This is a genomic window from Ornatilinea apprima (genome assembly GCF_001306115.1).
Taxonomy (GTDB): domain Bacteria; phylum Chloroflexota; class Anaerolineae; order Anaerolineales; family Anaerolineaceae; genus Ornatilinea; species Ornatilinea apprima.
Map to the genome: position 1 here is coordinate 140,392 of NZ_LGCL01000002.1, position 22,443 is coordinate 162,834.

The window sequence follows — 22,443 nt, forward strand, 5'->3', positions numbered from 1 at the left end:
GATCTTCAAGGTGAGCTGCTTGCAAGCGTTGGCCCAGGCTTTATCGGTCTTCCAGTTGAGCTAGTAATTGCCATCGCCCAGATTCTGCAGCACGGTAGTGCCGGAGGTGTAGGTCTCGATCGTGTCCACCGGTACGCCAGAGGGGCAGGTGTGCGGGCTGACGGTCAGGGTGACGGCGGAAGATGTTAGGCTGGTCACCGGGTTGCCGGAGCCGTCCAGCAGCCGCCATTTGAGCGGGATCATCTGGCCGACCTTGGCCGTGTTGAGCACGCCGTGCAGTTGACACTGTGCGTGCCGACGCTCCCGGTAATGACTTCATCGCAGGTCGCAGAGGCAATCCCGGAGGTGGCATCCATAGCATTCGGGCTTACGGAAGCACTGCCATTGAGCAGCACCGGATCAGGGGTTACGACCGGATTGAGTGTAGGTGCAGTCGCATCGCGCTTGATGTTGACCGTGACGCTATTCGTGCCGCCCGCGCTGGTGGCTGTGCAGGTGTAGACAGTCTCCTGCTCATCGCTCGTGATGCTGATCGGGTCGCAGCCAGTCTTGGATATTATTGCCGATTGGCTATTGGCGACCGTCCAGGAGAGGATCACATAGCTCGTGTACCAGTTGTTCTGGCCCAGCACATCTTGAATATACGGGGTGATAATCAGTGGGGTAGAGTCACCTGAGGGTGTAGCAGCCCCTAGGATATAGATGTCCGAAACGCTGGATAAAAATGTCCCATATCCGCTGTATTCACTGGTTGCCATCCTGGCGGATTACACCGCGCTGATCCGCGTCAGGGCACTGGCTGTCATCTCCGGCGTCAATGGCGCTGCTGCCTGGCTGGAGTGCGAAGGTCTGGCTTGGCCCACCTTGGTCGCCCAGCGGGCTGATCTGATCGGATAGAGTTGAGCAGTTGGTGAAGCCAGTACCGCAGGAATCGTCGTCCGCTAGGTTGTTGCCGGCTGTCACAGGCGTATTGGGGAAGAAACCGCAGTTTGAACCCGTGCTGCCTTTGATCAGGATGTTATTGTACAGGGTCTGCTGGTAACCGCTGCAGAAGACAGCGCCACCGACGACGGCATTGTTGCCAACGAAAGTGTTGTTAGTCATTTATGTAGGGCTAAAGGAAGCAACCGCGTCGCCCCAACCATAATCGGAATCCACGCTGTTACCAAAGAAGGTGTTGTTGGTAAGGGCTAATCAGCCTCCCTCTGTACCCGCGGTGCTCGCCATTATTGACCGCAATCACCTGTCCGGTGAACGCCACGAGCGCTGTCGTGGTATCAGACGGCCAGTAGATTGCGCTGACGTAACCTTATTTAGTATATATCCCTTCTCCGATTAGCGCATCATCAGACCAGGTGGCTCCAAAGTCGTCCGTGTAAACCCAGCGGAGCTTACTATCGGAGGAATAGTAGACGGAGATCCGACCGGATCTCGGGTCGTAACCGCCGAAAGGGTGCAATGCTCATTGATATCAACATTCGGAATTGCTGTCCAACCGTATGGGTCCCAATTGGGGGTCCCGGTGCTTTCGTTTTAGGTGTATTTTCCGTACCAGATCGGTTCACTACCTACATTCTCAAATAATTTTTTATGTCCCGAATAGAACACCCACAACGTGTCTCCGACCACCAGCCGTCAGGATCAACTCAGGCATTGGCGCCCTCCTGTCCCTACGGGGTCTTCACCCCGCAGTTGAGGGTCACCGTGTAAAGCTGCTGCTCTGGGGTAACCGGGCAGGCCGAGATGGGCTGGTCCTTCGGACAGTTGGCCGACTCGTCTGGCTGCCACCCGGCACTGGCCAGGCAAATCTGGTCCCCTTTACGATACCCCGCAGCGATGCCGGTCGGCCCGCCTGCCTCCAGCTGCGGGTCTTCCGTCCAGCCCTGGTCCTTCAACATGCCATCGAGCAATTTCAATGCCGCATCCGGGCTCGTGAAATTCATCCCATCCCCCGTGACCGTCGCCATGCAGCCGGTACCGCTGAGGCCGGTGACAGGATCGCTAAGCGGCGCTTCGGACTGGGTTACTTCGATGACATCCAGAAAGTGGGCCATAGCCTGGGCCTGCCCGTTGCAGACCTCCACAACCAGCGGTTGGATCGTCGCTGCGTCTGGGGCTGCGGCCCTGGGCGCACAAGTGCCGTTAAAGAAATCCCAGGCGTTACATTGCGAGCCATCTTTGAAGGTGCAGGTGCCCTGTTCATCCGAGGCGCCGCTATTGCCCGTGACCGCGTAGGTTCCACCTGTGATGGCGCAGTAGCGCCCCGCAGGGGTTACATATCCGGTAACCTTTACCCCGCCCACCGGGCAGTCGCCGCGCAGCAAGGCCCACTCCTCACACTGGCGGTTATCTTCGAAATAACAGACGCCAATCTGGCCGAGCTCCCCGCGCTCTTCGATGGAGAGGGTGCCGCCCTGTTTTGTGCAGTTCTCCGAAGCGGGGTTCGGGAGCTGCGCCAGCTCAGTCTGGGTCGGTACAGTAGTTGCTTGAATCTCAGGTGTCGTCGCGGTGCAACTGCCCAGCAGCAGGGCTGCCAGTAGTAGAACCGCGAGGAAAATCCTCCAAAATTGGGTTCGAGAGGCCATTGCTTTTTTCCTTTCCGTAAGAACGTCAATCACTCGCATGAGTCTGGCAGACCTACAGCGGCGGCCGGCTTTCGGCGTCCTGCGTCTGCTTTTGCGCCTGCCGCTGCAGCAGCCGGTTCAGGACCGGCCAATCATTCCAGGAGATTGTGACATAAACCAGAACAGTCAGCATGAGACCAAGCAGAATATTCCCAGAGCCGACCGTGATACCGACGGCGCTCATTGCCCAGATACTGGCGGCCGTCGTCAGGCCACTGACTTCTCCGGTGGGAACGCGCATGATCACCCCGGCGCCGAGGAAACCGATCCCCGTCACCAGGCCGGCCAAAATACGGCCCGTATCAGCCTGGAACATTTCCATACTAATTGCCGTGATCGCGGCAGCATTTAGGGCAGCCAGCGCCACCATGCGCGCTCGCACCGGGGAACCGACCATCACTCGCTCCCAACCGATGAGAAAGCCGAACAGGCCGGCCAGCCACGCCCTTACAAAAACAGAGAGATAGATATCGTTCCACATAGTGCCTCCTTTATCTCGAGTGTTGCCCTTCGGTCGCCAGCAGGATCACTTCATCCTGTTCTGTGAAAATAATTGAGATGGACTTCTCCGGATTGAGATGCACGCCGGAGGCGCCTCCGGCCTGGCTCGCCTCGGAAAACAGGCGGTAGCCGAGGGCAGTTTCTTCCCGGCAGCCGGCGGCGGTCACAACGGTTTGAAAGGTCACCTTCTCACCTGGACTGACATAGTCTCCAGCCGGCCGGAGCACGATCTGGGCGCCGCCCGGCCCGAGTAACTCGATCAGAATAGGGCCCAGCTCCACGTTTTCTGCAATCTGAGCCAGAATGAGGGCCATCAGACTATTATTGATGGTCGCGTCGTCAGGGCAATTAACCAACGCCAGGTCGCCTTTCCTCCCAGATATCATCTCAACCAGGATCGAATAACTTCTGCCAGTCTTATTGGCGATGTCGCGCAGATGCAGGTACGAGGCGGCAGAGAAAACATCGCCAAGCTGACTGTTTGGGCTAAGGATTAAGATATACGGATAATCGTCCGAAATCAGCCTCTCCATGGAAGGGCGGTCCAGAGGATTGCCCTCCTCGAACGTTACCCGCAGGGAACCCCAGCCGGTCCCTGAGCATCCGGCCTGCAGCGTTCCGGCTGGAACATCGGTGAAAACCTTCACCTGGAATCCGGGAGAAGCGGCGAGGCGCAGGTATTCTAGAATGAAGGGAGCACGCTGGTTCCAACCCAGGATCAATAGTCTTTGCGGAGCATCAGGAGCCGTCGGGATAGGATGGAACACTGGCCGGCTGGGTTCACCCAGCGCCTGGGCAAAAATCTGGATGGGTGTTCCAGGTGTATGGATAACAACCAGCCGGTCACCGGGCTGGAGCGAGGTGTCCAGGGGTGGGCTGAGGCGGACGGCGCCGCCGGCAGACTGCAGGCCGACCAGGGTCGCATTCGACAGGCGACCTAGCACCTTCCCATAAGTTTCAGCGGTCAGCGCTGGTGGGTCGACAAAACGAATATTCGCACCTCCGAAGCGGAGCAGCTCGGCATAGACCAGTCCAAGGCCTGGCTGGAGGCAGGCCTGGGCGAGGAGATATCCAAGCAGCTTTTCAACAAGAAAGAGCTGCGCTCTCTCCCCGCCAATCATCCGCATCAATTGCAAGTTTTCGGCGCGCTGAACGGTTGCTACGATGTGGGAGCGAAGCCGGTGCTGCTCTCCCGCGCGAGCCAACGCTAACAGCGCCCGACCGACCGGCAGGTCAGGATAGTCCCCTCCCGGGGATAGAATAATGACAGCGCGTGCTGATTGAGGGCTGACAATTTTCAAAACATCCAGGTCGAGCGGGTCTCCGCTGCGGCAGACGATGCGCATACCCTGCCTATCTGGAACTCTGAGGCGGATCTCCTCTTCCATTTCTAACCGGTCTTGGTCAGCCAGGATCACAACGCAGGCTCGGCGATGGATTTGCGCTCCAACCCGCCCGTTTTGGCAGGTCAAACGCCGGATGCGGTCCGCGCAGGCCAGCTCGTGCAGGATGGTGTATATGTGCGGCGACCAGCCCAGGATCAATAGGTGGCCGCTCTCGACGACAGGCGTGCGGCCCCGCCTCATTTTACCGAGATGTTGGTCCAGGCCGTTGACCAGGATACCGATCAAGGCGCTGGTGAGGAAAATGCCGCCCAAGGTGACCAGAACTCCGACCAGGCGATACCAACGGCCGGAATCGTCGGCCACTGTTCCGGGGTCGAGCACCCGTGTGGCTGCCAGCCAGGTGGCTTCTGCAAAGCCTAACGGACCCGGGTGATCCCCCGGCTTCAAGCCAGCGGCTACCAGGACACCGGCCGTGGAGAGGATCAAACATGCGGTAATGGTGAATAGGGCGGCCACCAGGGCAGCTGTACCCCGAGAGAGGAAATTATCAAACGCGTAGCGCAGTCGTTCGCCTGGAGTCGCCTGATTCATTCCGTCTCCTGCCTTTCACGAGTGTGCCATCGAACTGGCAGTCAAGCCATCTTTGCTTCCCGAAGTTTTACCGCGCAGGTTAGGACCAAAATTAAAATACTGACGATCAAAACCCAGGCGGGGAAGATCAACACCATCCACAAGTTTTGGCTGGTGGTTACCAACATAAACACCACCAGCGCGTAGGTAAAGTAGCACAGCAGGCGAGGCATCACGCCAGTGCGCAGCCAGAGGGTGCTGATGGAGAACATGAAGACCCCGGCCATCTTGAGCCCGTAGGTGTTGAAGATCTGGTTCATGACAGACCGGTTGAGGGCGTACAGTTCTGCGCTCATCGCCTGGCCTCCAGTCGCCTGGTATATGGCGAGCATCCCTGCGCCATTCGCCATTGCAATGAAGCTCATTGCCAGGAACAATAACCCGCTGCCCAGGGTCACTGTGGAGAAGAATTTATCCTCGAACTCCCCCAGGCGGTCGCGCACAACCCCGACGAACCAGAGGAAGGCAATTCCGGCAAAGGGCATCAACCGCAGGGCCAGCCCGACCTGGCTGCGGGTGGCGTCTGTCCAGTCATTTACGGTGGTCGGGTCAGTAGGGACAGACAGGCGGATCAGTATGATGGTGATCGCAAAGAAGATCGAAAACAGGATCCCGGCAATGGCAGCGGCGCGCGGCGTGGCGGAGTGAATAAATTGAGTCATTTGAGATTTCATCATTAGGTCCCTTCGAGGTTCTTCTGGATGGCCGACCGGCGGAAAGTCTGAACTTCGCACACCAGCGAGCCATGCTGACCAACCTGAAATAATGAAGTTGCCTGGTGAATGGGGGAGATAAGGTGAAGCAGGCACTGCGATTTGGAGATGGGGTGAAGTGGTGAATACGTCACCCCATCTCGCAAGCTCAGATCTATATTAGCCACCTCCGTAGCTTTCTTTATTCAAATAGGTCCATGAAAGCATAGAAGCTTTCTGGAGTCCCTCCGGTGATAAGCACCTTTCCAGTCGCGACGGCGTCTTCAGGATTAAGCATCGCCAGAACCAGCTGCTTCCAGGTTAGCAAGTCGGTCACGATCTCGAACTGGCCCTTGATCGCGGATGGGGGATCCACCTCGAGGATGCCCTTGCGAACGTTCAACGTGTAGTGATCTGGCGCGTTGGAGCCATTCTTCTTGACGTCGGTCAGCTGAAGGCCAACGACGATGTCTTTCTCCATCGATTTCGATGCGTTGAGACTGACGGCCAGGATGCGGTGCAAGGTCGCCATGGGCATCAACTCGACGAAGTTGTTGTCGATCCTGGCAAAAGCACGCTTCGGGTCCCCAAAGCCTAAGTCAACGTGAGCCTGGTCAGTCATCAACAAGTAGTCGGCCAAAAGCATGTTGCGCGCCTGACCGGTCATCGTGGTGGCTGCCAAGGCCAGCATGGCCGCCTTCTTGGTCTCGAACGCCACAGGATTATCGGGTTCCAGCACGAGTGCATCGTCGGCGAGTCGTAAGGCCCATTCCGGGTTGAACTCCAGAGCCGCCTGGGCCTTACTTGCCAGGTCACCGTCGCCGTTGACGAGGAAGGCCGACATTTGCGCCTCGCTCAGGGTCGACTGCGGAAACAGATCTCTGACTGAGCCGGTGTAGAAGCCACGGTAGTACCGGAAGATGTGGAAGATGTTCCAGTCTTTGAGGCCATACGTCTCCTGCAGATAGGGGCTGGAGGCGAGGTGGGGCGGCAGAACGATCCGGTCCTTCATCTCCCCCGCTGTGTAGCCTCTGTTCATGTAGTAGAGTGTCTGGTCATTCACGAACTGGATGGCATCGCTGAAGTTGGTGAGGTACTGGTGGACGTTTTCTTTTCCGCTAGTGACGGGATTGGGGCCATGGATCGCCACCAGGTATTCGGGATTGAGGCCTCTGGCAATCTTCAGGCTGTTCACATAATCCAGCGGATCCCTCAGCCGGCTGCCCCGCATAGTTGACAACGCCGGAAACGCCTCGTAGACGACGGCGATTTGGATCAGGACTTCCTTACGCGGCAGCCACACGAAGAGGACATCTTGCGTCTCACCGGCAACGGGAATGAGATCTACGTCAACGCCGGCGATCGTCATCCTTGTCTCTTCCTTGATAGTCTTTGTCGGCGCCAGGAAGCCGGATGGCCCAAGGGTCTGCGGCCCGCAAATGCCCCAGCCCACATACCAGCCTTCCCCGTCCTCGACCGGAGCGTCCTGAAACAGGACCCCGCTCATCTTGAGCGCGCCCTCGGCTCTCGACGGAAAGACCGGGCCAAACCACTCGCTGAACATCGAACTAAGCAGTTTCTCGTGACCGATGATCTCCGTCTGCACATCGGCAAAGACCGAGGCGCCGTTGATATGGCAGTCGTGATGGTGGGTGTAGATAATCGCTTTGACGGGTTTCTTGTCAAAAATGTTATCCAAGTGGGCATTAAAGGCATCCTTGACGGGCTGTGACGCAGGAATGCTCTCCCCTGGATCGACGACAATCAGGCCGTTGACGCCCTCGATCAGCACCGGATTGTCCCGGTTGTACCCACGGGCAACCCAGACACCATCGGTTACACGGATCACTGTGGGTGGAAAGAACTCCTTATACATCTGCAGCAACCTAGCATGGACTGGTACCGTTTCGGGCTCATAAGGCACCGGTACTGCTTCAGGTGCTTGGGACAGAAGTTGAAATTCGTTTTTCATTGCTTTCTCCTTATTTTTAGAACATCGATTGATGCGCGACGAAAATTTCGCCGTACTTTGTTTCCGTGTAGCAGTTTCTATCTTTCTCCATAGTCCCCCCTTCCCAACCTCGCCCCTGATTCGGGTGAGTTCGATCAGGTTCGTAAGCTTTCAATAGCTCCTCCTTTCTAGGCGCCAGAATGTCCATTACCTCGGACGCCAATCGTCCTCGGGTGGCTGGCCCTCACACCGTTCGCTCAAAAAAGCGAACAACTGCTCCAGGCTGGCGAAGGACTGGCGCTCGCCGGTGTGCGGGCTTTCCAGGCTGGCGCGCCATTGGGTTTTCCCCTGGGATTGGGTGCGCCACAAACGCAGCAGGAAAGCGTGGTAGGCGTCGCGTTCTTCGCTCGTCGGATTCATATCGGTCATCCTTTGTTCCATGATACACAGCCAACGTGCCGGCAACGTGTCTGGATTGTGCCTGGAACGTGCTTGATCAAAGAACATGTAAAATTTTCCGGATTTTTTGCTATACTTAATAAAGCACCGTGTCAGGGAAAAAATAGAGCTGGGAGGCAGGATATGTCTCACCTGGTGCTGAAGTTGTTGGGTCCCTTTCAGGCCACTCTGGATGGCCAAGCGGCCAACGGGCTGAATTCCGATTTATTACGCGCCCTGCTGGCCTACCTGGCAGTGGAGAGCAAACGAGAGCATCCCCGCGTGCAGCTGGCCGCTCTCCTGTGGCCCGAGCGCTCCGACCAGGAAGCGCATAATTCGCTGCGCTTTGCCCTGTCCAAGCTGCGCAGCGCCCTGGGCGATCGCCGGGCGGAATCCCCCTTTCTGCTGGTCACCCGCACGCACGTGCAGTTCAACCAGGCCTGCGACCACTGGCTGGATGTAAACGAGTTCGAGCGATCGAGCATTGGGCAAAGCCCAATCTTCATCGCCAGCGGTCCGCCAGGAGGGGTTAATAACAACAAGGCAGAGATCGAGCGGGTGATCGCGGCGGTCGAGCTGTACCGCGGGCCCTTCCTGGAGGGACTCTCCATCGCGGACAGCCCCGCATTCGAAGAATGGATGCTGCTGAAAGGGGAGGAAATCCAGCGCAGCCAGTTGGCTCTGCTGGATCACCTGACCGTTTTCCAGATGAGAGCCGGGGAGACCGGCCAGGCGGCGCGCTGGGCGCGCAAGCAGCTCGAGTTGGAACCCTACCGCGAGCCGGCGCACCGCCAGCTTATGCTGGCCTTGGCGCTGGGGGGAGAGCGTTCGGCTGCCCTGGCGCATTATGAAACCTGCCGCCGCCTGCTGGCGAACCAGCTGGGCTGCGAGCCGGAAGATGAAACCCAGGCGCTGTATGTTCAAATCCGGGATGGGAGCCTGACTCCCATCCAACCCGGCCTGCTCACCCTGGCGGAATCGCACAAAGCAGTTCCCGCAATGGCCGAGAGCGGTCGCGCGGGGGCCGCGCCGGTCGCAGCCTTCGTCTCCCGCCAGGGCGAGCTGGCAAAATTAAATGGCCTGCTCGAGGGCGCTCTCGCCGGCCGGGGCGGGGTGGCGTTGATCGCGGGCGAGGCAGGGACCGGGAAAACCGCCTTATTGGATGCATTCAGCCGGCAGGCCGGGCTGGCTTATCCGGATTTGATCGCTCTGCGCGGGCGCTGTAGCGCCCACGGCGGGGCCGGCGATCCCTACCTGCCGTTCCGGGAGATCTTGCAGACCCTAGCGGGCGACGTTGAGAGCAAGCGGGCCGGGGGGACGCTTTCGCCGGAGCAGGCCCGGCGGGTGTGGGAGGCGCTGCCGGCAGTAGGCGCCGCGCTGGCCGAGCATGGCCCGGATTTGATCGACCGCTTCGTGCCGGGCGAAGCGCTGCTGCAGCGCCTGGAGAGCTTTTCGGCGCCCGGCACGGCCGCGCGCTGGCCGAAGCGATTGCGAGAGCTGAGTGCTCGCTCCGCAGGGCGCGCCGCCACCTCACAGCCTGACCTGTTCGCCCAACTCACCCAGGTGCTGCACACCCTATCCTTACGATTTCCGCTGCTCCTGGCAATCGACGACCTACAGTGGGCCGACGGCGGCACGCTGGCGCTGCTCTTCCACCTGGGCCGCCGCCTGGCCGGCAGCCGGATCCTGCTCACCTGCGCTTTCCGCCCGGTAGAGCCGGCTGGACCAGGGGAACCTGCGCCCAAGTTGGGGATGGAGACCGTGGTGCGCGAGCTGCGGCGCGATTGGGGCGACGTGCTGGTTGACCTGGAACGGGCCGACGGGCGCGCCTTCGTCGAAGCGCTGATCGACAGCGAGCCAAACAACCTGGGCGCGGAGTTCCGGCATAAGCTGTACGACCACACCGGCGGCAACCCGCTCTTCACCGTCGAGCTGCTGCACAGCTTTGAAAGCCAGGGCATGCTGGCAAAAGACGCGGTTGGGCGCTGGGTGGAAGCTCCCGGGCTGGATTGGAATTACTGCCCCCCGCAGGTGGAGGCGGTCATCGCCGGGCACCTGGCTGGGCTGCCGGACGAGGATCTCGAGCTGCTGCAAGCTGCCTCGGTGCAGGGCGAGCAGTTCGTCGCGGAAGTAACGGCCCACATACTGGGCCGGGGCGAAGAAGCCGTCCTCAAGCGCCTGAGCGGTCCGCTGCGCCGGCAGCACCGCCTGGTGGAGGCGGTCAGCCTGGAACGGCTGGCTGTGAGCGGGCAGCGCCTGTCCTCATACCGCTTCCGGCATGCCCTGCTGCAGCGCGGCGCGTACAACAGTCTGGATACGGTGAGAAAAGCGCAGCTGCATGAGGCAACCGGGGTGACCCTGGCAGCGATCTATGCGGCCGAAGGGGAACGACCCCAGTCGCTGGCGCCGGCGCTGGCGTGGCATTATGAGGCAGCCGGCCTGGCTTTACCGGCTGCCCGGGCCCTGCATGAGGCAGGGGTTCAGGCTGCGCGACTTTCAGCTTTTCGGGAGGCGCTGCAGCTGTTCGACCACGGGCTGGCCCTGCTTTCGGACGCTCCAGTTTCTACCGAGCGGGTGGAGATCGAACGGTTGTTAGGCGCGGCCCGGCTGGGTCCTCAGCGCAATCTGGGTGGAGTAGGAAGTGATGAACTGGAAGACGCATTCCGGCGGGCCAGCGAAGCTGGTGTTGGAGACGCTCCCGGACGGCCGGGTCTGCAGATGCTCTTATCCAAAGGAGAACTGCTGACAGCGAAGGGACATTTCCAAGAGGCTCTGGCTGCGGCGGAGCGGTTACTCCAGCTGGCGACACAATCGGGGGATGAGGCCTTTATCGCCCTCGCCCACTGGCGGTTCGGCCATATTTTAAATTCGATGGGCAACTCGCTGGAAGCGGAAAAGCACTTCAATTGGATCCTTTCCTGGATCACTCCACAGCGGCGGACGGAGCTGCGGGCTATGGTGGGCTTGAATCTCACGGCAAACACACTCATCATATCGGCGATAGACCAGTGGTTCCTGGGGTATCCGGAACAGGCCCTGCGGCGCAGCACCCAGGCATTGACTGGCGCGTTGGAGGAGGGAGACCGGTATGCACAGGCCTTTGCCTCCGCGGTTGGCTGTATCGTGCTGTTCCTTTTGCGCAGAGATACCGCCGCCCTGCAGGAGCGCAGCGAGCTGTGCTACCAGGTATGCCAGCAGTATGGCTTTGCGATGTGGCAGCCATTTGCGGAAGTCTTCCTGGGTTGTCTGGCGGCAATGCGCGGGGAGGAAATCGCCGGTATAGAGAAGATACAACGCGCCATCGCCGGGTGGCAAGCCCGGGGTATGGCCATCGGCACGGACAGCCTGGTCGTGGTCCTGGCAGATAGCTGCCTGGCCGCGGCTCGCCGGATGGGCGACGATGCACCGAGCTCCGGCCTGCTGGAACTCGGGCTGGCGGCGATCCAAAGCGTGCTTGGTCCGGATGTCCCGTGCGGACAGAGCTACCAGCCCGAGCTCTACCGCCTGCAGGGCGAGCTGCTGCTGGAGCGAGATGGTCTGGCCGCGGCGGGGGAGGCACAGGAGTGTTTCCGCCAATCGCTTCAGCTCGCTCAGGAGGTTGGCGCATTCGGATGGCAGCTGCGGACGGCTATGAGCCTGGTCCGCTTGAAGATAAGGCAGGGGGAGGATTACGCGGAGGAGCAGGCGGAAGCACGAACCTTCCTGAAGGAGGTGTTCGGGCGCTTTACCGAGGGGTTTGAATTCCCCGATATGCAGGAGGCTGCGGCATTGATTGGCAAAATAGAGGTTGCGTGACGCTCAACAGAAGCGATTATGCGATGACGATAATGTAGTGCCTAAGAAAACATCTTCATTCCAGCTTAGACATCCCTTTTTTACACCTAACAGAAATGCTAGTCCTTCTTGCAGTTTTACTTAACTCGATGTAAAATGACCCTAACAGGTAAAAAAAGCCCTTTAAAAAGCAAAAATCGCGCCGAACAGCGCGTTTCCACAGTCTTTCAAGCCCTCATCTGGTCTGAAAGTCTGTCCCCCCGAATTTACTTGCACATGGGGCGATGCCCGTCGCTCCCGCCAGAACAAAAAAACCTTCGCAAATGCGAAGGTTTTTTTGTTCCAAACTTGCAAAATCAAATTCCTGCGGCATGAAAAGCAGCCGCGATGATCGCCTTGGCCTCACTCAAAATTTGGGTTAAATGCTCTTCGCCGCGGAAACTTTCAGCATAAATTTTGTAAATATCTTCCGTGCCCGATGGTCGAGCCGCAAACCAGCCATTTTGTGTAACCACCTTCAAACCGCCTATGGCGGCCTGGTTATATGGCGCGCGGGTAAGCTTGGAGACAATTTTCTCCCCGGCCAACTCTTCCGCACTTACCAATTCTGACGAGAGATCTGCCAGCACTTTTCTCTGCGGCAGCCCGGCGGGAACATCCATTCGCTGATATACGGGGTTGCCAAAGCGGCCTACCAAATCCTGGTAATGTTCTCCGGGGTCTCGCCCAGTAACCGCTGTGATTTCAGCAGCCAACAAATCGAGAATCACGCCATCTTTGTCGGTTGTCCATACGGTGCCATCGTGTCTGAGGAACGATGCTCCCGCGCTTTCCTCACCGCCAAAGCCAAATGTTCCATTCAGTAAACCGGCAACAAAATATTTGAAGCCGACCGGAACCTCAAAAAGTTTGCGGCCCAGAGAAGCGGTGACCCGGTCAATCATCGAGCTGGAAACTAATGTTTTTCCAACCCCAACGTCTTTGCCCCAATTGGGCCGGTTTTGGAACAGATACCAGATTGCAACCGCCAGAAAATGATTGGGATTCATTAATCCTGCGCTTCGCGAAACAATGCCGTGCCGGTCGCAATCGGCGTCATTTCCAAATGCGATATCAAAGTGGTCTTTCAAGCCAATCAAACCCGCCATGGCGTACGGAGATGAGCAGTCCATTCGAATTTTGCCATCTTTATCAACCGGCATGAAACCAAAAGTGGGATCCACATACGGATTCACAATTTCCAAATTCAATCCATATCGCTCCGCAATCGGTTCCCAATACGCCACGCTGGCACCTCCCAAAGGGTCAACTCCAATCTTAAGACCCGCCTGAGCGATCGCGGAAATGTTAATCACATTATGGAGATCCTCAGTGTACGGAAGGATGTAATCATGCTGGTGTGTTGTTTCCGCTTTAAGCGCTTTTTGCAAATTCCAGCGCTTGACGGCTCTTAACCCACCCCTTAAGATTTCGTTGGCGCGGTTTTGGATGGCGGTGGTGATCCTGGTATCTGCCGGTCCGCCTTCAGGCGGATTGTACTTAATGCCCCCATCATCTGGCGGATTATGCGAAGGTGTGATCACCACCCCATCAGCCAGGCCTTCAGAACGGTTACGATTGTAAGTTAAGATGGCATGCGAAATTGCGGGGGTCGGGGTGTACCCCAGGCCGGTCTGCACCATAATATCCTGTCCATTCGCCGCAAACACCTCTATAGCAGTCAGTAAAGCTGGTTCAGAAAGAGCGTGGGTGTCCATCCCAATATACAAGGGGCCGCTGTTTTTTTGCGCGACCCGATATTCGACAATCGCCTGGCAAACCGCCAAAATGTGATCCTCATTGAAGCTCCCACGAAGCGACGATCCGCGGTGCCCGGATGTACCAAAACTCACCAGTTGGGCTGGATCGGATAGATCTGGTTTTTGAGTGTAATACGCCGCGACCAGCCTTGGGACGTTTACCAGTATCTCACGCGGAGCAGGTTTACCCGCCAATGGATGCAGAGCCATATTTCCTCCTTCAGTTCAATGTTGACGAAAATAAGAAGACCTAACCATTGTTGTTCTTATTATATTGAATAACGATAGGATAGTTTGATGAATCATTTCATGAAATTGTGGTTATCGAAACTGGCGTTATGTTATGATATGGAAATCAAAAAAAGAATCCAAAAACACGAAAGTCAGCTCCCTTGAACCGCAAACTATTTCTAGCACGCGTTCTCGTCAGCCTGGTTTTATTCCTAAACTTGCAAGCTGCCGTGTTTTTCTTCATCTTCCCGCAGCGATTTGTGCCTTCATTCCAACTATCAGGGGATACCGGCCCATTTGTGATTCAAAGTATGGGCGTGCTGTTTTTGATGTGGACGGTTCCTTACTTTTTTGCAGCCATCAACCCGATTAAGTACCAGGTTGCGCTGGTTCAAGCGGTCATCATGCAGATTATTGGTGTTGCGGGGGAAAGCCTTATTTACCTTCACTTGCCCGAAAAACTCACCATTCTTAAGCTGTCGCTTCAACGCTTTATTCTCTTTGATTCCGCCGGAGTTCTCCTACTAATCACTGCATTCCTTCTCGTTCGCCTGCAAAACGATCATGAATAATCCTGATTTTCACTTCATTGGCGTCATGTCAGATACGCACAACAATAGAGATAACACACTCGCCGCCCTTGAATTTTTCAGGCAGCGAGATATTTCCATCATTATCCACTGCGGAGACCTGGGGCAGCCCGATCTTCTCGATCTGTTTACCGGTTTTGAGATGTATCTGGCGATCGGTAACACAGACCAGCACCCCGAAGAATTGCGCCGTCGCGCAAAACAGATCAAACCGCAAAACCAGGTTGACTATCACCTACAACTACACCTTTCTGGCAAATCCATCTGGGTTGTGCATGATCTGGTCTTTCAAGATTTATCAAGCAACGCATCTCCCGACTTTATTTTTCACGGTCATACCCACCGCCCGGCGATCAAACGGCTCTCTTCCCAAACCACCCTGATCAACCCTGGCACCACCGGAGGCGCCATGCGAGCTGGCGTGCAAACCATTTCAGTTTTGGATATTATCTCAAGCCATGTGGCTTTCTTTACTGTCCCCAATGGCCAGCATTTCATCATTTAAGATGAGATGAGGATTACACTCATCACCTACTAATCAGTACACAACACAGTAGATCGTGCCTTATCCACATCCTATAATTCATATCAGCAGCCCTCTCACCACCAAGCTCTGTTGGAAAAGGACAGAATGATATGAGAAAAATGGATGAATCCTTCTTGACCGATCTGCTCGACAGTTTTCCAAAATGGTTTGAAAACGAAAGTCAATTTTCTGAAGCCCGTCTGGATAACAAACTATTCCCGTATGATCAGCTTTTCTCCCCGATTCAAATCAACAGTATTAAAGTAAAAAACCGCATTGTAATGGGCCCGATGGGCAACATCTCAATGGCCGAAGAAATGGGACGACCAGCCAATAAGATGGTTCAATACTTCACCGAGCGTGCTAAAGGAGGCGTTGGACTCATTACATCTGGTCTTGTTCCCATCAGCCAGAACATAGACCCAACTGTAACCGAATTGGGAGACCGAAGCTATTTCCCGCGAATTGACCGTTCTCGTACAGTTTTTGCTGGCTGGCGCGATTTAGCTGAAAACATCCATGCGCATGGTGCCCATTTCTTCATCCAATTAACCCCAGGCCTTGGTCGGGTCGGTTCACCCGAATCAATGATCAAGAAATATAAACTGCCGGTTTCCGCGTCCTGGAATCCAAATTTCTACCTCACCTCTGTTCCCTGCCGGCCGCTAACCGACGGCGAATGCCGCCGCATCATTAAGGCCGCGGGGCAAGCTGCCGCAGATGCCAAAGCGGCACTGATCGACGGAGTTTACCTCCACGGCCATGAAGGCTATTTGTTGGAGCAAATGACAAACTCAGCCTTTAATCGCCGCAAAATGGGACGTTATGCGAACTGGCAGACATTTGGGCTGGATATGGTCAAAGAAATTCGAAAACGAGCTGGCAACCGGTACCCCATCTTGTATCGCATTGACCTTTCATTAGCGCTCAATGCAGTATATGGCGAGCGCATGAATACCGTTTCTACCCTAAAGAAATTCAAAAATGAGCGCACCATTGCCATGACCCTTGATTACATGGAAAACCTGGTTAAAGCCGGTGTGGATATTTTTGATGTAGACCTCGGTTGTTATGATAATTGGTGGCTGCCCCATCCTCCGAATTCCATGCCATCAGGATGTTACTTGCCCGTTTCGCGCCTGGTGAAGCAGTATTTCAACGAGAAAAATATTCTGAGCAATGTCGGCTTGCCGGTGCCCATTGTGGCAGTGGGAAAATTGGGGTACCCTGACCTGGCCGAAAAGGCTTTACGAGACGAAGCCTGTGACATGATCATGCTCGCCCGCCCGCTTCTGGCTGACCCCCAGTGGCCTAATAAAGCCTTCTCGGGCCGGGTTAAAGATATTCGCCCTTGTATCGGCGATCAAGAAGCCTGCATCAATGAATTTGTTGAGGGTGGCCATCCGCAGTGCGCCGTCAACCCACGAACTGGTTTTGAGGATGTATATTCAGCTGAATTACCTCCCATTGACAGCATCAAACAAATTGCGGTAGTAGGAGCTGGCCCCGCCGGTGTTATTTGCGCCACCATCGCAGCCAAAAGAGGACATAAAGTAACCCTCTATGAAAAGCAAGACCGCATTGGTGGAATGCTTGTGCCTGGTTCCAAGCCAAGAATTAAATACGAAGTGGCGAATTATCTTGAATACCTTCAACACCAGGTAGACCTTGCCGTAGATAATGGTAATCTGACGGTAAAAACCGGTATTGAGACTTCAGCTGGCGACCTTAAGCGGTTGGGCTATGATGCAATCATCGTCTGCACGGGTGGAACGCCAGTCCATCCATCGATTTCGGGGTTGGATTTGCCGCATGTAGTTCAGGCCGTAGATGTTTTGCGCAATCCAGACCTGGCAATTCAGGCCCAAAATGTAGTGGTGGTCGGGGGTGGGGCCGTTGGCTGTGAATGCGCGCACTTCCTCTCTGCTGAATTAGGGAAAAAGGTAACCGTCATAGAAATGTTGGATGCCTTTATGATTGGGTTGTGCACAGCCAATCGCGGACACATGATCCACGAATTAGAAAAAATGAATGTTCCGCTTATGAACTGCACACGATTAAAATCGGTTCAGCCAGGCTCCATCACCGTAGAGCAGAATGTCTCCAACACAGTACCTTCTCCGTATATTACCTGGACGCCATTGCTGCCTGAAAATATTGAGAATCCACTTGCAAGGCCCGTACGACAGCAGCTTGAAGAGAAAGTGTTACCGGCCGATCTGGTGGTCTTGGCATTGGGTTTGCGGCCAAATACGCAAATCTACGATGAGTGTGTTGAAAAAAAAGCTGCTCCGCAGGTGTTACAGATTGGTGACGCCTTTCAGATTCGCCGTGTCTTCGAAGCAGTTAAAGCTGGCTACGCGGTTGGCCGCAGCCTTTAGCAAAAAAGGAGCAAAACCATGATACTGACCCCAGAAGATCAAGCCATTCTGGATGGAAAACAAGGCGAAGTTCTGCAAAAAGTAATGAAATCTGTCGTCGTCTACGGTGAGACGTTTGGGGCTGACCACCTCGTCCCTATCACCGGCTCTCCGCACATGGTTACCTCCTTTGGCGCCAATACCATCCAGCCTTATTTTGATATGCTGGACGAGTTAATTGGCGCCGGACTACAATCGAAAGAGCCGTTCACAGTTGATCCGAGGCCAATGGAATATGACCGGCTAAATCCCGGTCTTGTAGAGAAGCTTGCCTTTAACCTGATTTTTGGCAAGCAGGCTGCTTATGAGCAGCAGTTGAAAAAACTTGGGCTGAAAGATGAAAACAGCTTTACCTGCACCTGCTACCTGCCTGAGGTGGGAAACACACCCGCGAAAGGCGACTTCCTGGCCTGGTCAGAGTCTTCTGCAGTGGTCTTCGCCAATTCAGTATTAGGCGCGCGGACCAACCGCAACTCTGGAGGCATCGACCTGATGTGCGATATTATCGGAAAAGCGCCTTATTTTGGGTTGCTCACCGATGAGGGCCGGCAGGCTACCTGGTTGGTTGAAGTGAAAACTTCCTCAAAGCCTAATGCCCAACTTCTGGGCAGCGCAATTGGTATGAAAGTAATGGAAGATGTGCCCTACATCGTCGGCATGGATGGCTTTCTTGGAACGGGACTCAACCCAGCTACCGAAGCCTACTTAAAAGACATGGGGGCGGCAACCGCTTCTAACGGTGCAGTTGGACTATACCATGTGGAAAATATTACTCCCGAAGCTGTTGAATCCGGGCGAACACTTCTCAAGCCAGGCTACCAGACTTACGTCATTGATGACCACGAATTAGCACGGGTATATCAGGCATATCCTCTTCTCTGGAAAAACGCCAACACTCAGCCTGACTATATCTTTGTGGGCTGTCCACACCTGGCGCGCCATCAATTAGAAAGCTGGATTGAACAATTGGAAAATCAGCTCCGCCACCACAAAGCCAACCGCTTAAAAATCCCCGTGTACCTGTTTACCGCGCCAGACATTCAAAAAGCTTTCATTTCCGAAAAACCAGACACCTACCAGACACTGCTAAGCCAGCAAATTCATATCACATCAATTTGTCCTTTGATGTACATGAACAATCCGCTCTGCGGCCGCAAACCGATCGTCACGAACTCCAATAAGCTTCGGACCTACACAACCGCACGCTTTTATCTGGATGAAGATGTCTTGCAAATCGCGGTCACAGGGAAGCTGCCCTCCCGAGGAGGAAAATAACCATGACAGAAAGAATCTTCAAAGGTCGGCCGGTTTTGTCTGGCGCATGCCAGGGCGAGGCGTTAGTCTCGCGGCAGGGCTTTAACACGCTCGCTTCGTTCCAAAAAAGTGTCATCTTACGTTCAAAGAAAGCGATTTGCTCTGACCAGAACAATAGCGACCTCTTCCAAAAAGAAATGACTGGCAAGATCTTATGCATACCGCAGACGATCGGATCCACTACCGGTGGCCTGGTTCTTCAGACCATCGCCCGGTTAGGAAACGGCCCCAAAGCAATTTTGTTTTCAGAACATATCGACTCGCTGGCCGCCGCCGGAGTGATTCTAGCCGATATTTGGGACAACCACCGTTTCATTGTTGTAGACCAACTTGGACAAGAATTTCTGCACTCCGTCCAACAAGGACAAACCATTACCATTGCCGAGGATGGTACAGTAACAGTGAAGTAACCACAATTTTTCTTTCGTTTTTCTAGGGCGGGGTATAAAATCCACCCGCCCCTTTTTTATTAACTGGTCAAATGGCTAGCGGATAATGGTTTCATCTGGTGTTACACTTGTTTTCTCATTATTGCTAATCATCATGAAAAGCGGAGTTCTCATGTTTATTCAAAACCAGATAAAAAAAATTAAGACAGTCTACAACGACTATCCCCGACAGTTCTGGCTGGTGATGGGTGCGTTCTTTATTGACCGGGTTGGCGGCGCGCTGATTTTCCCATTTTTCACGCTGTACATCACCAAAAAATTTGGTGTCGGCCTCTCAGAAGCCGGTTTACTGTTCGGTGTTCACTTCGTATCCAGCATCGTTGGAACAACAATTGGCGGCGCGCTGGCGGATCGAATGGGACGCAAAGGCACGCTCATTTTTGGCCTTCTCTCCAGCGCCTTCAGCATGCTGCTGATGGGTTTTGTTAACAACATTACCGCCTTTTTCCTGGTCGCATTAATCTCTGGGCTTTTTGCCAGCGTTGGAGACCCGGCCGGGCACGCCATGGTCGCCGACCTTCTCCCCGAAGAAAAACGGCCGGAAGGCTACGGAATCTGGCGCGTTTCCGCCAACCTCGCTGTGGTGATTGGCCCGGCCATCGGCGGGCTTTTGGCCGCCTATTCATACCTGTATCTCTTTATCACCGATGCCGTCGCCAGCACAATCACATCAATTGTGATTTTTATTCTGGTCAAAGAGACCCACAAGGCGCCAGAGGTATCCAAAGCCAGAAGCGAGTCATTCTTCTCCACAGTTAAGGGATATGGAGATGTATTCAAGGACGGCGCATTCTTGGTTTTCATGTTTATCCAAATTATTGTCGTCCTGGTTTACATGCAAATGAACACCACTCTGGGTGTGTACTTGCGCGATCACCATCAAATTACCGAGCTGTATTTTGGCTACATCCTTAGCTTGAACGCAGCCATGGTGGTTTTATTCCAATTCCCCATCACTCGCCGCATTCGCAATTTCCCTCCAATGATCGTCATGACCGTGGGCACTCTGCTGTACGCGGTTGGCTTTGCCATGTATGGATTTGTCGCTGTCTATCCGCTTTTCCTTCTAGCCATGGTGATCATCACGATCGGCGAAATGTTGGTTTCGCCGGTTGGTACTTCCATTGTCGCCAGCTTCGCCCCTGAAGATAAGCGCGGCCGGTACATGGCGGTGTTCAGTTATAGCTGGACGCTGCCCAATATCTTTGGCCTTTATCTTTCCGGGTTGATCATCGATAACCATGATCCGCGAATTCTGTGGTATATTGCAGGCATTCTTGGAATGTTTGCATCCTTTGGCTATTATCTTCTGCACCTTTCCGAAAAACGAAAAACGGCAGCCGCAGAAATACCAGAAATCCGCCCATGATTGAACAAGAACAATCGAGAAAGCCAACCTTCCAAATAGACCAGGTCGCCGTCTACGGCGATCTGGTTCTTGCGCCTATGGATGGCTACAGCGATTATCCGTTTCGTAATTTAGCCGCCGAATGCGGAAACGCGATCAGCTTCAGCGAATTTGTCAACGCCATTGACGTGGTTAATCAATACCACAAAGTACCGCGAAAATGTGTGCATTCCAGCATGGAATACCCCTTCTTTATTCAAATTTTCGATAACGACCCCCAGCGTATCTACCGGGCCGCGCACCTGCTTCTCGAATACCAACCGGATGGTATCGACATCAATATGGGTTGCTCTGTGAAGAACGTCTCCAATCGAGGAGCCGGCGCTGGCCTGCTGCTGGAACCGCAAAAAATTGCCCACATATTTCGCGTGCTCTCAACCAGCCTTCCCATACCCATAACCGGGAAGATCCGTTTGGGATGGGATGAAAACACCTTTAATTACCTGCAAATTGCCCGCATTATCGAAGACAATGGCGGGAAAATGATTACCGTCCACGGGCGCACGCGCAGTCAGAAATACCTCCAGCCGGCTGTTTGGGAGCCCATCGCGGAAATCAAGAAAACCGTGAAGATTCCCGTCATCGGAAACGGTGATGTTCAACAGGTCGCCGATATCCACCGTATGAAATTACAGACGGGCTGCGACGGAGTGATGATTGGACGGGCTGCCATTCACAACCCATGGATATTATCGTATCGTGATCGATCCGAAATAAGTATTCAAGAAGTATCCCAATTATTCTTCCGCCATTTGGAGTATAATGTCGACTTCTATGGAGCGGAAAAAGGGTTGGTGCTCTTCCGCAAATATGCAGACCGGTATTTGCGTCCGTATGCAGCTTTCTCCAGTGAAACCCGCCAACAAATGCTCACATCCAACCATCTGAATGAATTTCAAGAGTTGGCGCATCAATTCTTCTCAAACCTCCTACTCAATCATGCAGAATCCTGAAGAACTGAACCTCAGAAATCAAGAAAATGTCAGAGCTTATATGAGAGTCCTGGCCGGTTTGCCCGGCAGCCGCGGATTCGAATCGGATTGGGGCATGGGGTTGCAAACACCTGCCAACTCATCCGCAATGAATTTTGTCTTCAGCTACGCTGGCGCGAACTTCAACACAAACACCCTCATAGCCCAAGCACAGGCGTTTTTTGACCACCACAACGCGGCAGCCGCCTATTCATGGTGGCCCTCGGTTCCATCCCATAATCGCGATCTGCAAACAGCCCTGCTGAAGGCCGGCTTTCAAATTGGGTATTCAGCCGCCTGGATGGCCGCGGACATTACCATTATTCCAGACTCATTGGTTGCCTGGCCACATGACTACTCTCTGCGAGTTTCCCGCGGCCCAAACCCACCGTATGCGGAAGCCTGGGCCAAAGCTTACTTGAGCGGTTACGATCTCCCCGAAACCATAAGCGACGGCGTCCGTGCTTTTGTTGCGGGGTTATTCACCTGCGAAGACCCCAAACTATTCATTTTTGCTCTCGCCAGCGCGCGGCAAACCATAGCAACCGCGCTTTTATACTACTTCGAAGAAACCGCCGGGCTTTATTCCATCACTGTCCACCCAGCATGGCGCGGGAAAGGATTAGGAAGTCGTCTCACACAATCGCTGCTCCAATTTGCTCATCAGGCAGGCTGCAAAACAGCTGTCCTGCAATCTTCGGTTGCTGGTCGGCCTGTCTATCTCCGCCTGGGATTCATGCAAACCGGCGCCGCTCCATTTTATTACCTCGAACCATAAG

General features: G+C 54.8%; 20 protein-coding genes. 9 read left to right on the forward strand and 11 right to left on the reverse strand.

All coding sequences use genetic code 11. From position 1 onward, the window contains the following. Window positions 1-60 precede the first annotated feature (60 nt). The 10 genes from ADN00_RS00660 to ADN00_RS00695 form a co-directional block, all read right to left on the reverse strand. Window positions 61-243: a hypothetical protein gene (locus tag ADN00_RS00660; protein ID WP_152966201.1), complete on the reverse strand. Its 183-nt coding sequence runs from the start codon at window positions 241-243 to the stop codon at window positions 61-63. Further along, entirely contained in the window at window positions 240-758 is a 519-nt protein-coding gene (locus ADN00_RS19625) for a hypothetical protein (RefSeq protein ID WP_152966202.1), read from the reverse strand. The genes ADN00_RS00660 and ADN00_RS19625 overlap by 4 nt, the downstream gene beginning before the upstream one ends. After that, window positions 745-1,104: a choice-of-anchor Q domain-containing protein gene (locus tag ADN00_RS19630; protein WP_152966203.1), complete on the reverse strand. Its 360-nt coding sequence runs from the start codon at window positions 1,102-1,104 to the stop codon at window positions 745-747. Before ADN00_RS19630 ends, ADN00_RS19625 begins: the two co-directional genes overlap by 14 nt. 566 nt (window positions 1,105-1,670) lie before the next feature. Continuing rightward, window positions 1,671-2,585 carry a DUF333 domain-containing protein gene (locus ADN00_RS00670; RefSeq protein ID WP_075061020.1) on the reverse strand — a complete coding sequence of 305 codons (915 nt, stop codon included), beginning with the start codon at window positions 2,583-2,585 and terminating at the stop codon, window positions 1,671-1,673. 52 nt (window positions 2,586-2,637) lie between these two features. Continuing rightward, window positions 2,638-3,105, reverse strand: coding sequence for an MgtC/SapB family protein (locus ADN00_RS00675; RefSeq protein WP_075061021.1), 468 nt, complete (start codon window positions 3,103-3,105; stop codon window positions 2,638-2,640). Between the two features lie 10 nt (window positions 3,106-3,115). Continuing rightward, complete coding sequence (locus ADN00_RS00680; RefSeq protein WP_075061022.1) at window positions 3,116-5,062, reverse strand: CASTOR/POLLUX-related putative ion channel; 1,947 nt, start codon at window positions 5,060-5,062, stop codon at window positions 3,116-3,118. A gap of 41 nt (window positions 5,063-5,103) precedes the next feature. Then, window positions 5,104-5,763: a hypothetical protein gene (locus tag ADN00_RS00685; protein WP_201781123.1), complete on the reverse strand. Its 660-nt coding sequence runs from the start codon at window positions 5,761-5,763 to the stop codon at window positions 5,104-5,106. A 14-nt stretch (window positions 5,764-5,777) separates the two neighbouring features. Then, window positions 5,778-5,981: a hypothetical protein gene (locus ADN00_RS19635; RefSeq protein WP_152966204.1), complete on the reverse strand. Its 204-nt coding sequence runs from the start codon at window positions 5,979-5,981 to the stop codon at window positions 5,778-5,780. A gap of 14 nt (window positions 5,982-5,995) precedes the next feature. Next, complete coding sequence (locus ADN00_RS00690; RefSeq protein ID WP_075061024.1) at window positions 5,996-7,765, reverse strand: alkyl sulfatase dimerization domain-containing protein; 1,770 nt, start codon at window positions 7,763-7,765, stop codon at window positions 5,996-5,998. A gap of 186 nt (window positions 7,766-7,951) precedes the next feature. Further along, a complete protein-coding gene (locus tag ADN00_RS00695; RefSeq protein WP_152966205.1) occupies window positions 7,952-8,164 on the reverse strand; it encodes a hypothetical protein in 213 nt (70 codons plus the stop codon). Between the two features lie 162 nt (window positions 8,165-8,326). Between ADN00_RS00695 and ADN00_RS00700 the strand changes: the two genes are divergently transcribed. Next, window positions 8,327-11,977: an ATP-binding protein gene (locus ADN00_RS00700; protein ID WP_075061026.1), complete on the forward strand. Its 3,651-nt coding sequence runs from the start codon at window positions 8,327-8,329 to the stop codon at window positions 11,975-11,977. A gap of 335 nt (window positions 11,978-12,312) precedes the next feature. On the opposite strand, the gene pgm is transcribed toward ADN00_RS00700, so the two are convergent. Next, window positions 12,313-13,965, reverse strand: coding sequence for a phosphoglucomutase (alpha-D-glucose-1,6-bisphosphate-dependent) (pgm, locus tag ADN00_RS00705; RefSeq protein WP_075061027.1), 1,653 nt, complete (start codon window positions 13,963-13,965; stop codon window positions 12,313-12,315). A gap of 182 nt (window positions 13,966-14,147) precedes the next feature. Here pgm and ADN00_RS00710 point away from each other — a divergent pair, with 182 nt between their 5' ends. The 8 genes from ADN00_RS00710 to ADN00_RS00745 all read left to right on the forward strand — a co-directional run bounded on the left by ADN00_RS00710 (window position 14,148) and on the right by ADN00_RS00745 (window position 22,442). Further along, complete coding sequence (locus ADN00_RS00710) at window positions 14,148-14,558, forward strand: hypothetical protein (protein WP_075061028.1); 411 nt, start codon at window positions 14,148-14,150, stop codon at window positions 14,556-14,558. Continuing rightward, window positions 14,551-15,081, forward strand: a complete 531-nt coding sequence (locus ADN00_RS00715) for a metallophosphoesterase family protein (protein ID WP_075061029.1) — start codon at window positions 14,551-14,553, stop codon at window positions 15,079-15,081. The genes ADN00_RS00710 and ADN00_RS00715 overlap by 8 nt, the downstream gene beginning before the upstream one ends. A 140-nt stretch (window positions 15,082-15,221) precedes the next feature. Then, a complete protein-coding gene (locus ADN00_RS00720) occupies window positions 15,222-17,483 on the forward strand; it encodes an oxidoreductase (protein WP_075061030.1) in 2,262 nt (753 codons plus the stop codon). An 18-nt stretch (window positions 17,484-17,501) separates the two neighbouring features. Then, complete coding sequence (locus ADN00_RS00725) at window positions 17,502-18,797, forward strand: aconitase X (RefSeq protein ID WP_075061031.1); 1,296 nt, start codon at window positions 17,502-17,504, stop codon at window positions 18,795-18,797. 2 nt (window positions 18,798-18,799) lie between these two features. Beyond that, the gene (locus ADN00_RS00730; RefSeq protein WP_075061032.1) at window positions 18,800-19,246 is read left to right on the forward strand and encodes an aconitase X swivel domain-containing protein; all 447 of its coding nucleotides are present in this window, start codon (window positions 18,800-18,802) and stop codon (window positions 19,244-19,246) included. A gap of 151 nt (window positions 19,247-19,397) precedes the next feature. Then, entirely contained in the window at window positions 19,398-20,654 is a 1,257-nt protein-coding gene (locus ADN00_RS00735) for an MDR family MFS transporter (protein ID WP_075061033.1), read from the forward strand. After that, entirely contained in the window at window positions 20,651-21,646 is a 996-nt protein-coding gene (locus tag ADN00_RS00740; RefSeq protein ID WP_075061034.1) for a tRNA dihydrouridine synthase, read from the forward strand. Before ADN00_RS00735 ends, ADN00_RS00740 begins: the two co-directional genes overlap by 4 nt. 40 nt (window positions 21,647-21,686) lie before the next feature. Then, window positions 21,687-22,442, forward strand: a complete 756-nt coding sequence (locus tag ADN00_RS00745; protein WP_160317445.1) for a GNAT family N-acetyltransferase — start codon at window positions 21,687-21,689, stop codon at window positions 22,440-22,442. The last annotated feature ends 1 nt before the right edge of the window (window position 22,443 follow it).

Bases quoted from the DNA above. Each gene is read 5' to 3' on its own strand.
- ADN00_RS00660 (WP_152966201.1), bottom strand. From the start codon at position 243: ATGATCCCGCTCAAATGGCGGCTGCTGGACGGCTCCGGCAACCCGGTG.
- ADN00_RS00685 (WP_201781123.1), bottom strand. From the start codon at position 5,763: ATGACTCAATTTATTCACTCCGCCACGCCGCGCGCCGCTGCCATTGCC.
- ADN00_RS00675 (WP_075061021.1), bottom strand. From the start codon at position 3,105: ATGTGGAACGATATCTATCTCTCTGTTTTTGTAAGGGCGTGGCTGGCC.
- ADN00_RS00695 (WP_152966205.1), bottom strand. From the start codon at position 8,164: ATGAATCCGACGAGCGAAGAACGCGACGCCTACCACGCTTTCCTGCTG.
- ADN00_RS00745 (WP_160317445.1), top strand. From the start codon at position 21,687: ATGAGAGTCCTGGCCGGTTTGCCCGGCAGCCGCGGATTCGAATCGGAT.
- ADN00_RS00725 (WP_075061031.1), top strand. From the start codon at position 17,502: ATGATACTGACCCCAGAAGATCAAGCCATTCTGGATGGAAAACAAGGC.
- ADN00_RS00680 (WP_075061022.1), bottom strand. From the start codon at position 5,062: ATGAATCAGGCGACTCCAGGCGAACGACTGCGCTACGCGTTTGATAAT.
- ADN00_RS19630 (WP_152966203.1), bottom strand. From the start codon at position 1,104: ATGACTAACAACACTTTCGTTGGCAACAATGCCGTCGTCGGTGGCGCT.
- ADN00_RS00740 (WP_075061034.1), top strand. From the start codon at position 20,651: ATGATTGAACAAGAACAATCGAGAAAGCCAACCTTCCAAATAGACCAG.
- ADN00_RS00720 (WP_075061030.1), top strand. From the start codon at position 15,222: ATGGATGAATCCTTCTTGACCGATCTGCTCGACAGTTTTCCAAAATGG.
- ADN00_RS00670 (WP_075061020.1), bottom strand. From the start codon at position 2,585: ATGGCCTCTCGAACCCAATTTTGGAGGATTTTCCTCGCGGTTCTACTA.
- pgm (WP_075061027.1), bottom strand. From the start codon at position 13,965: ATGGCTCTGCATCCATTGGCGGGTAAACCTGCTCCGCGTGAGATACTG.
- ADN00_RS00715 (WP_075061029.1), top strand. From the start codon at position 14,551: ATGAATAATCCTGATTTTCACTTCATTGGCGTCATGTCAGATACGCAC.
- ADN00_RS00730 (WP_075061032.1), top strand. From the start codon at position 18,800: ATGACAGAAAGAATCTTCAAAGGTCGGCCGGTTTTGTCTGGCGCATGC.
- ADN00_RS00700 (WP_075061026.1), top strand. From the start codon at position 8,327: ATGTCTCACCTGGTGCTGAAGTTGTTGGGTCCCTTTCAGGCCACTCTG.
- ADN00_RS19625 (WP_152966202.1), bottom strand. From the start codon at position 758: ATGGCAACCAGTGAATACAGCGGATATGGGACATTTTTATCCAGCGTT.
- ADN00_RS00735 (WP_075061033.1), top strand. From the start codon at position 19,398: ATGTTTATTCAAAACCAGATAAAAAAAATTAAGACAGTCTACAACGAC.
- ADN00_RS00690 (WP_075061024.1), bottom strand. From the start codon at position 7,765: ATGAAAAACGAATTTCAACTTCTGTCCCAAGCACCTGAAGCAGTACCG.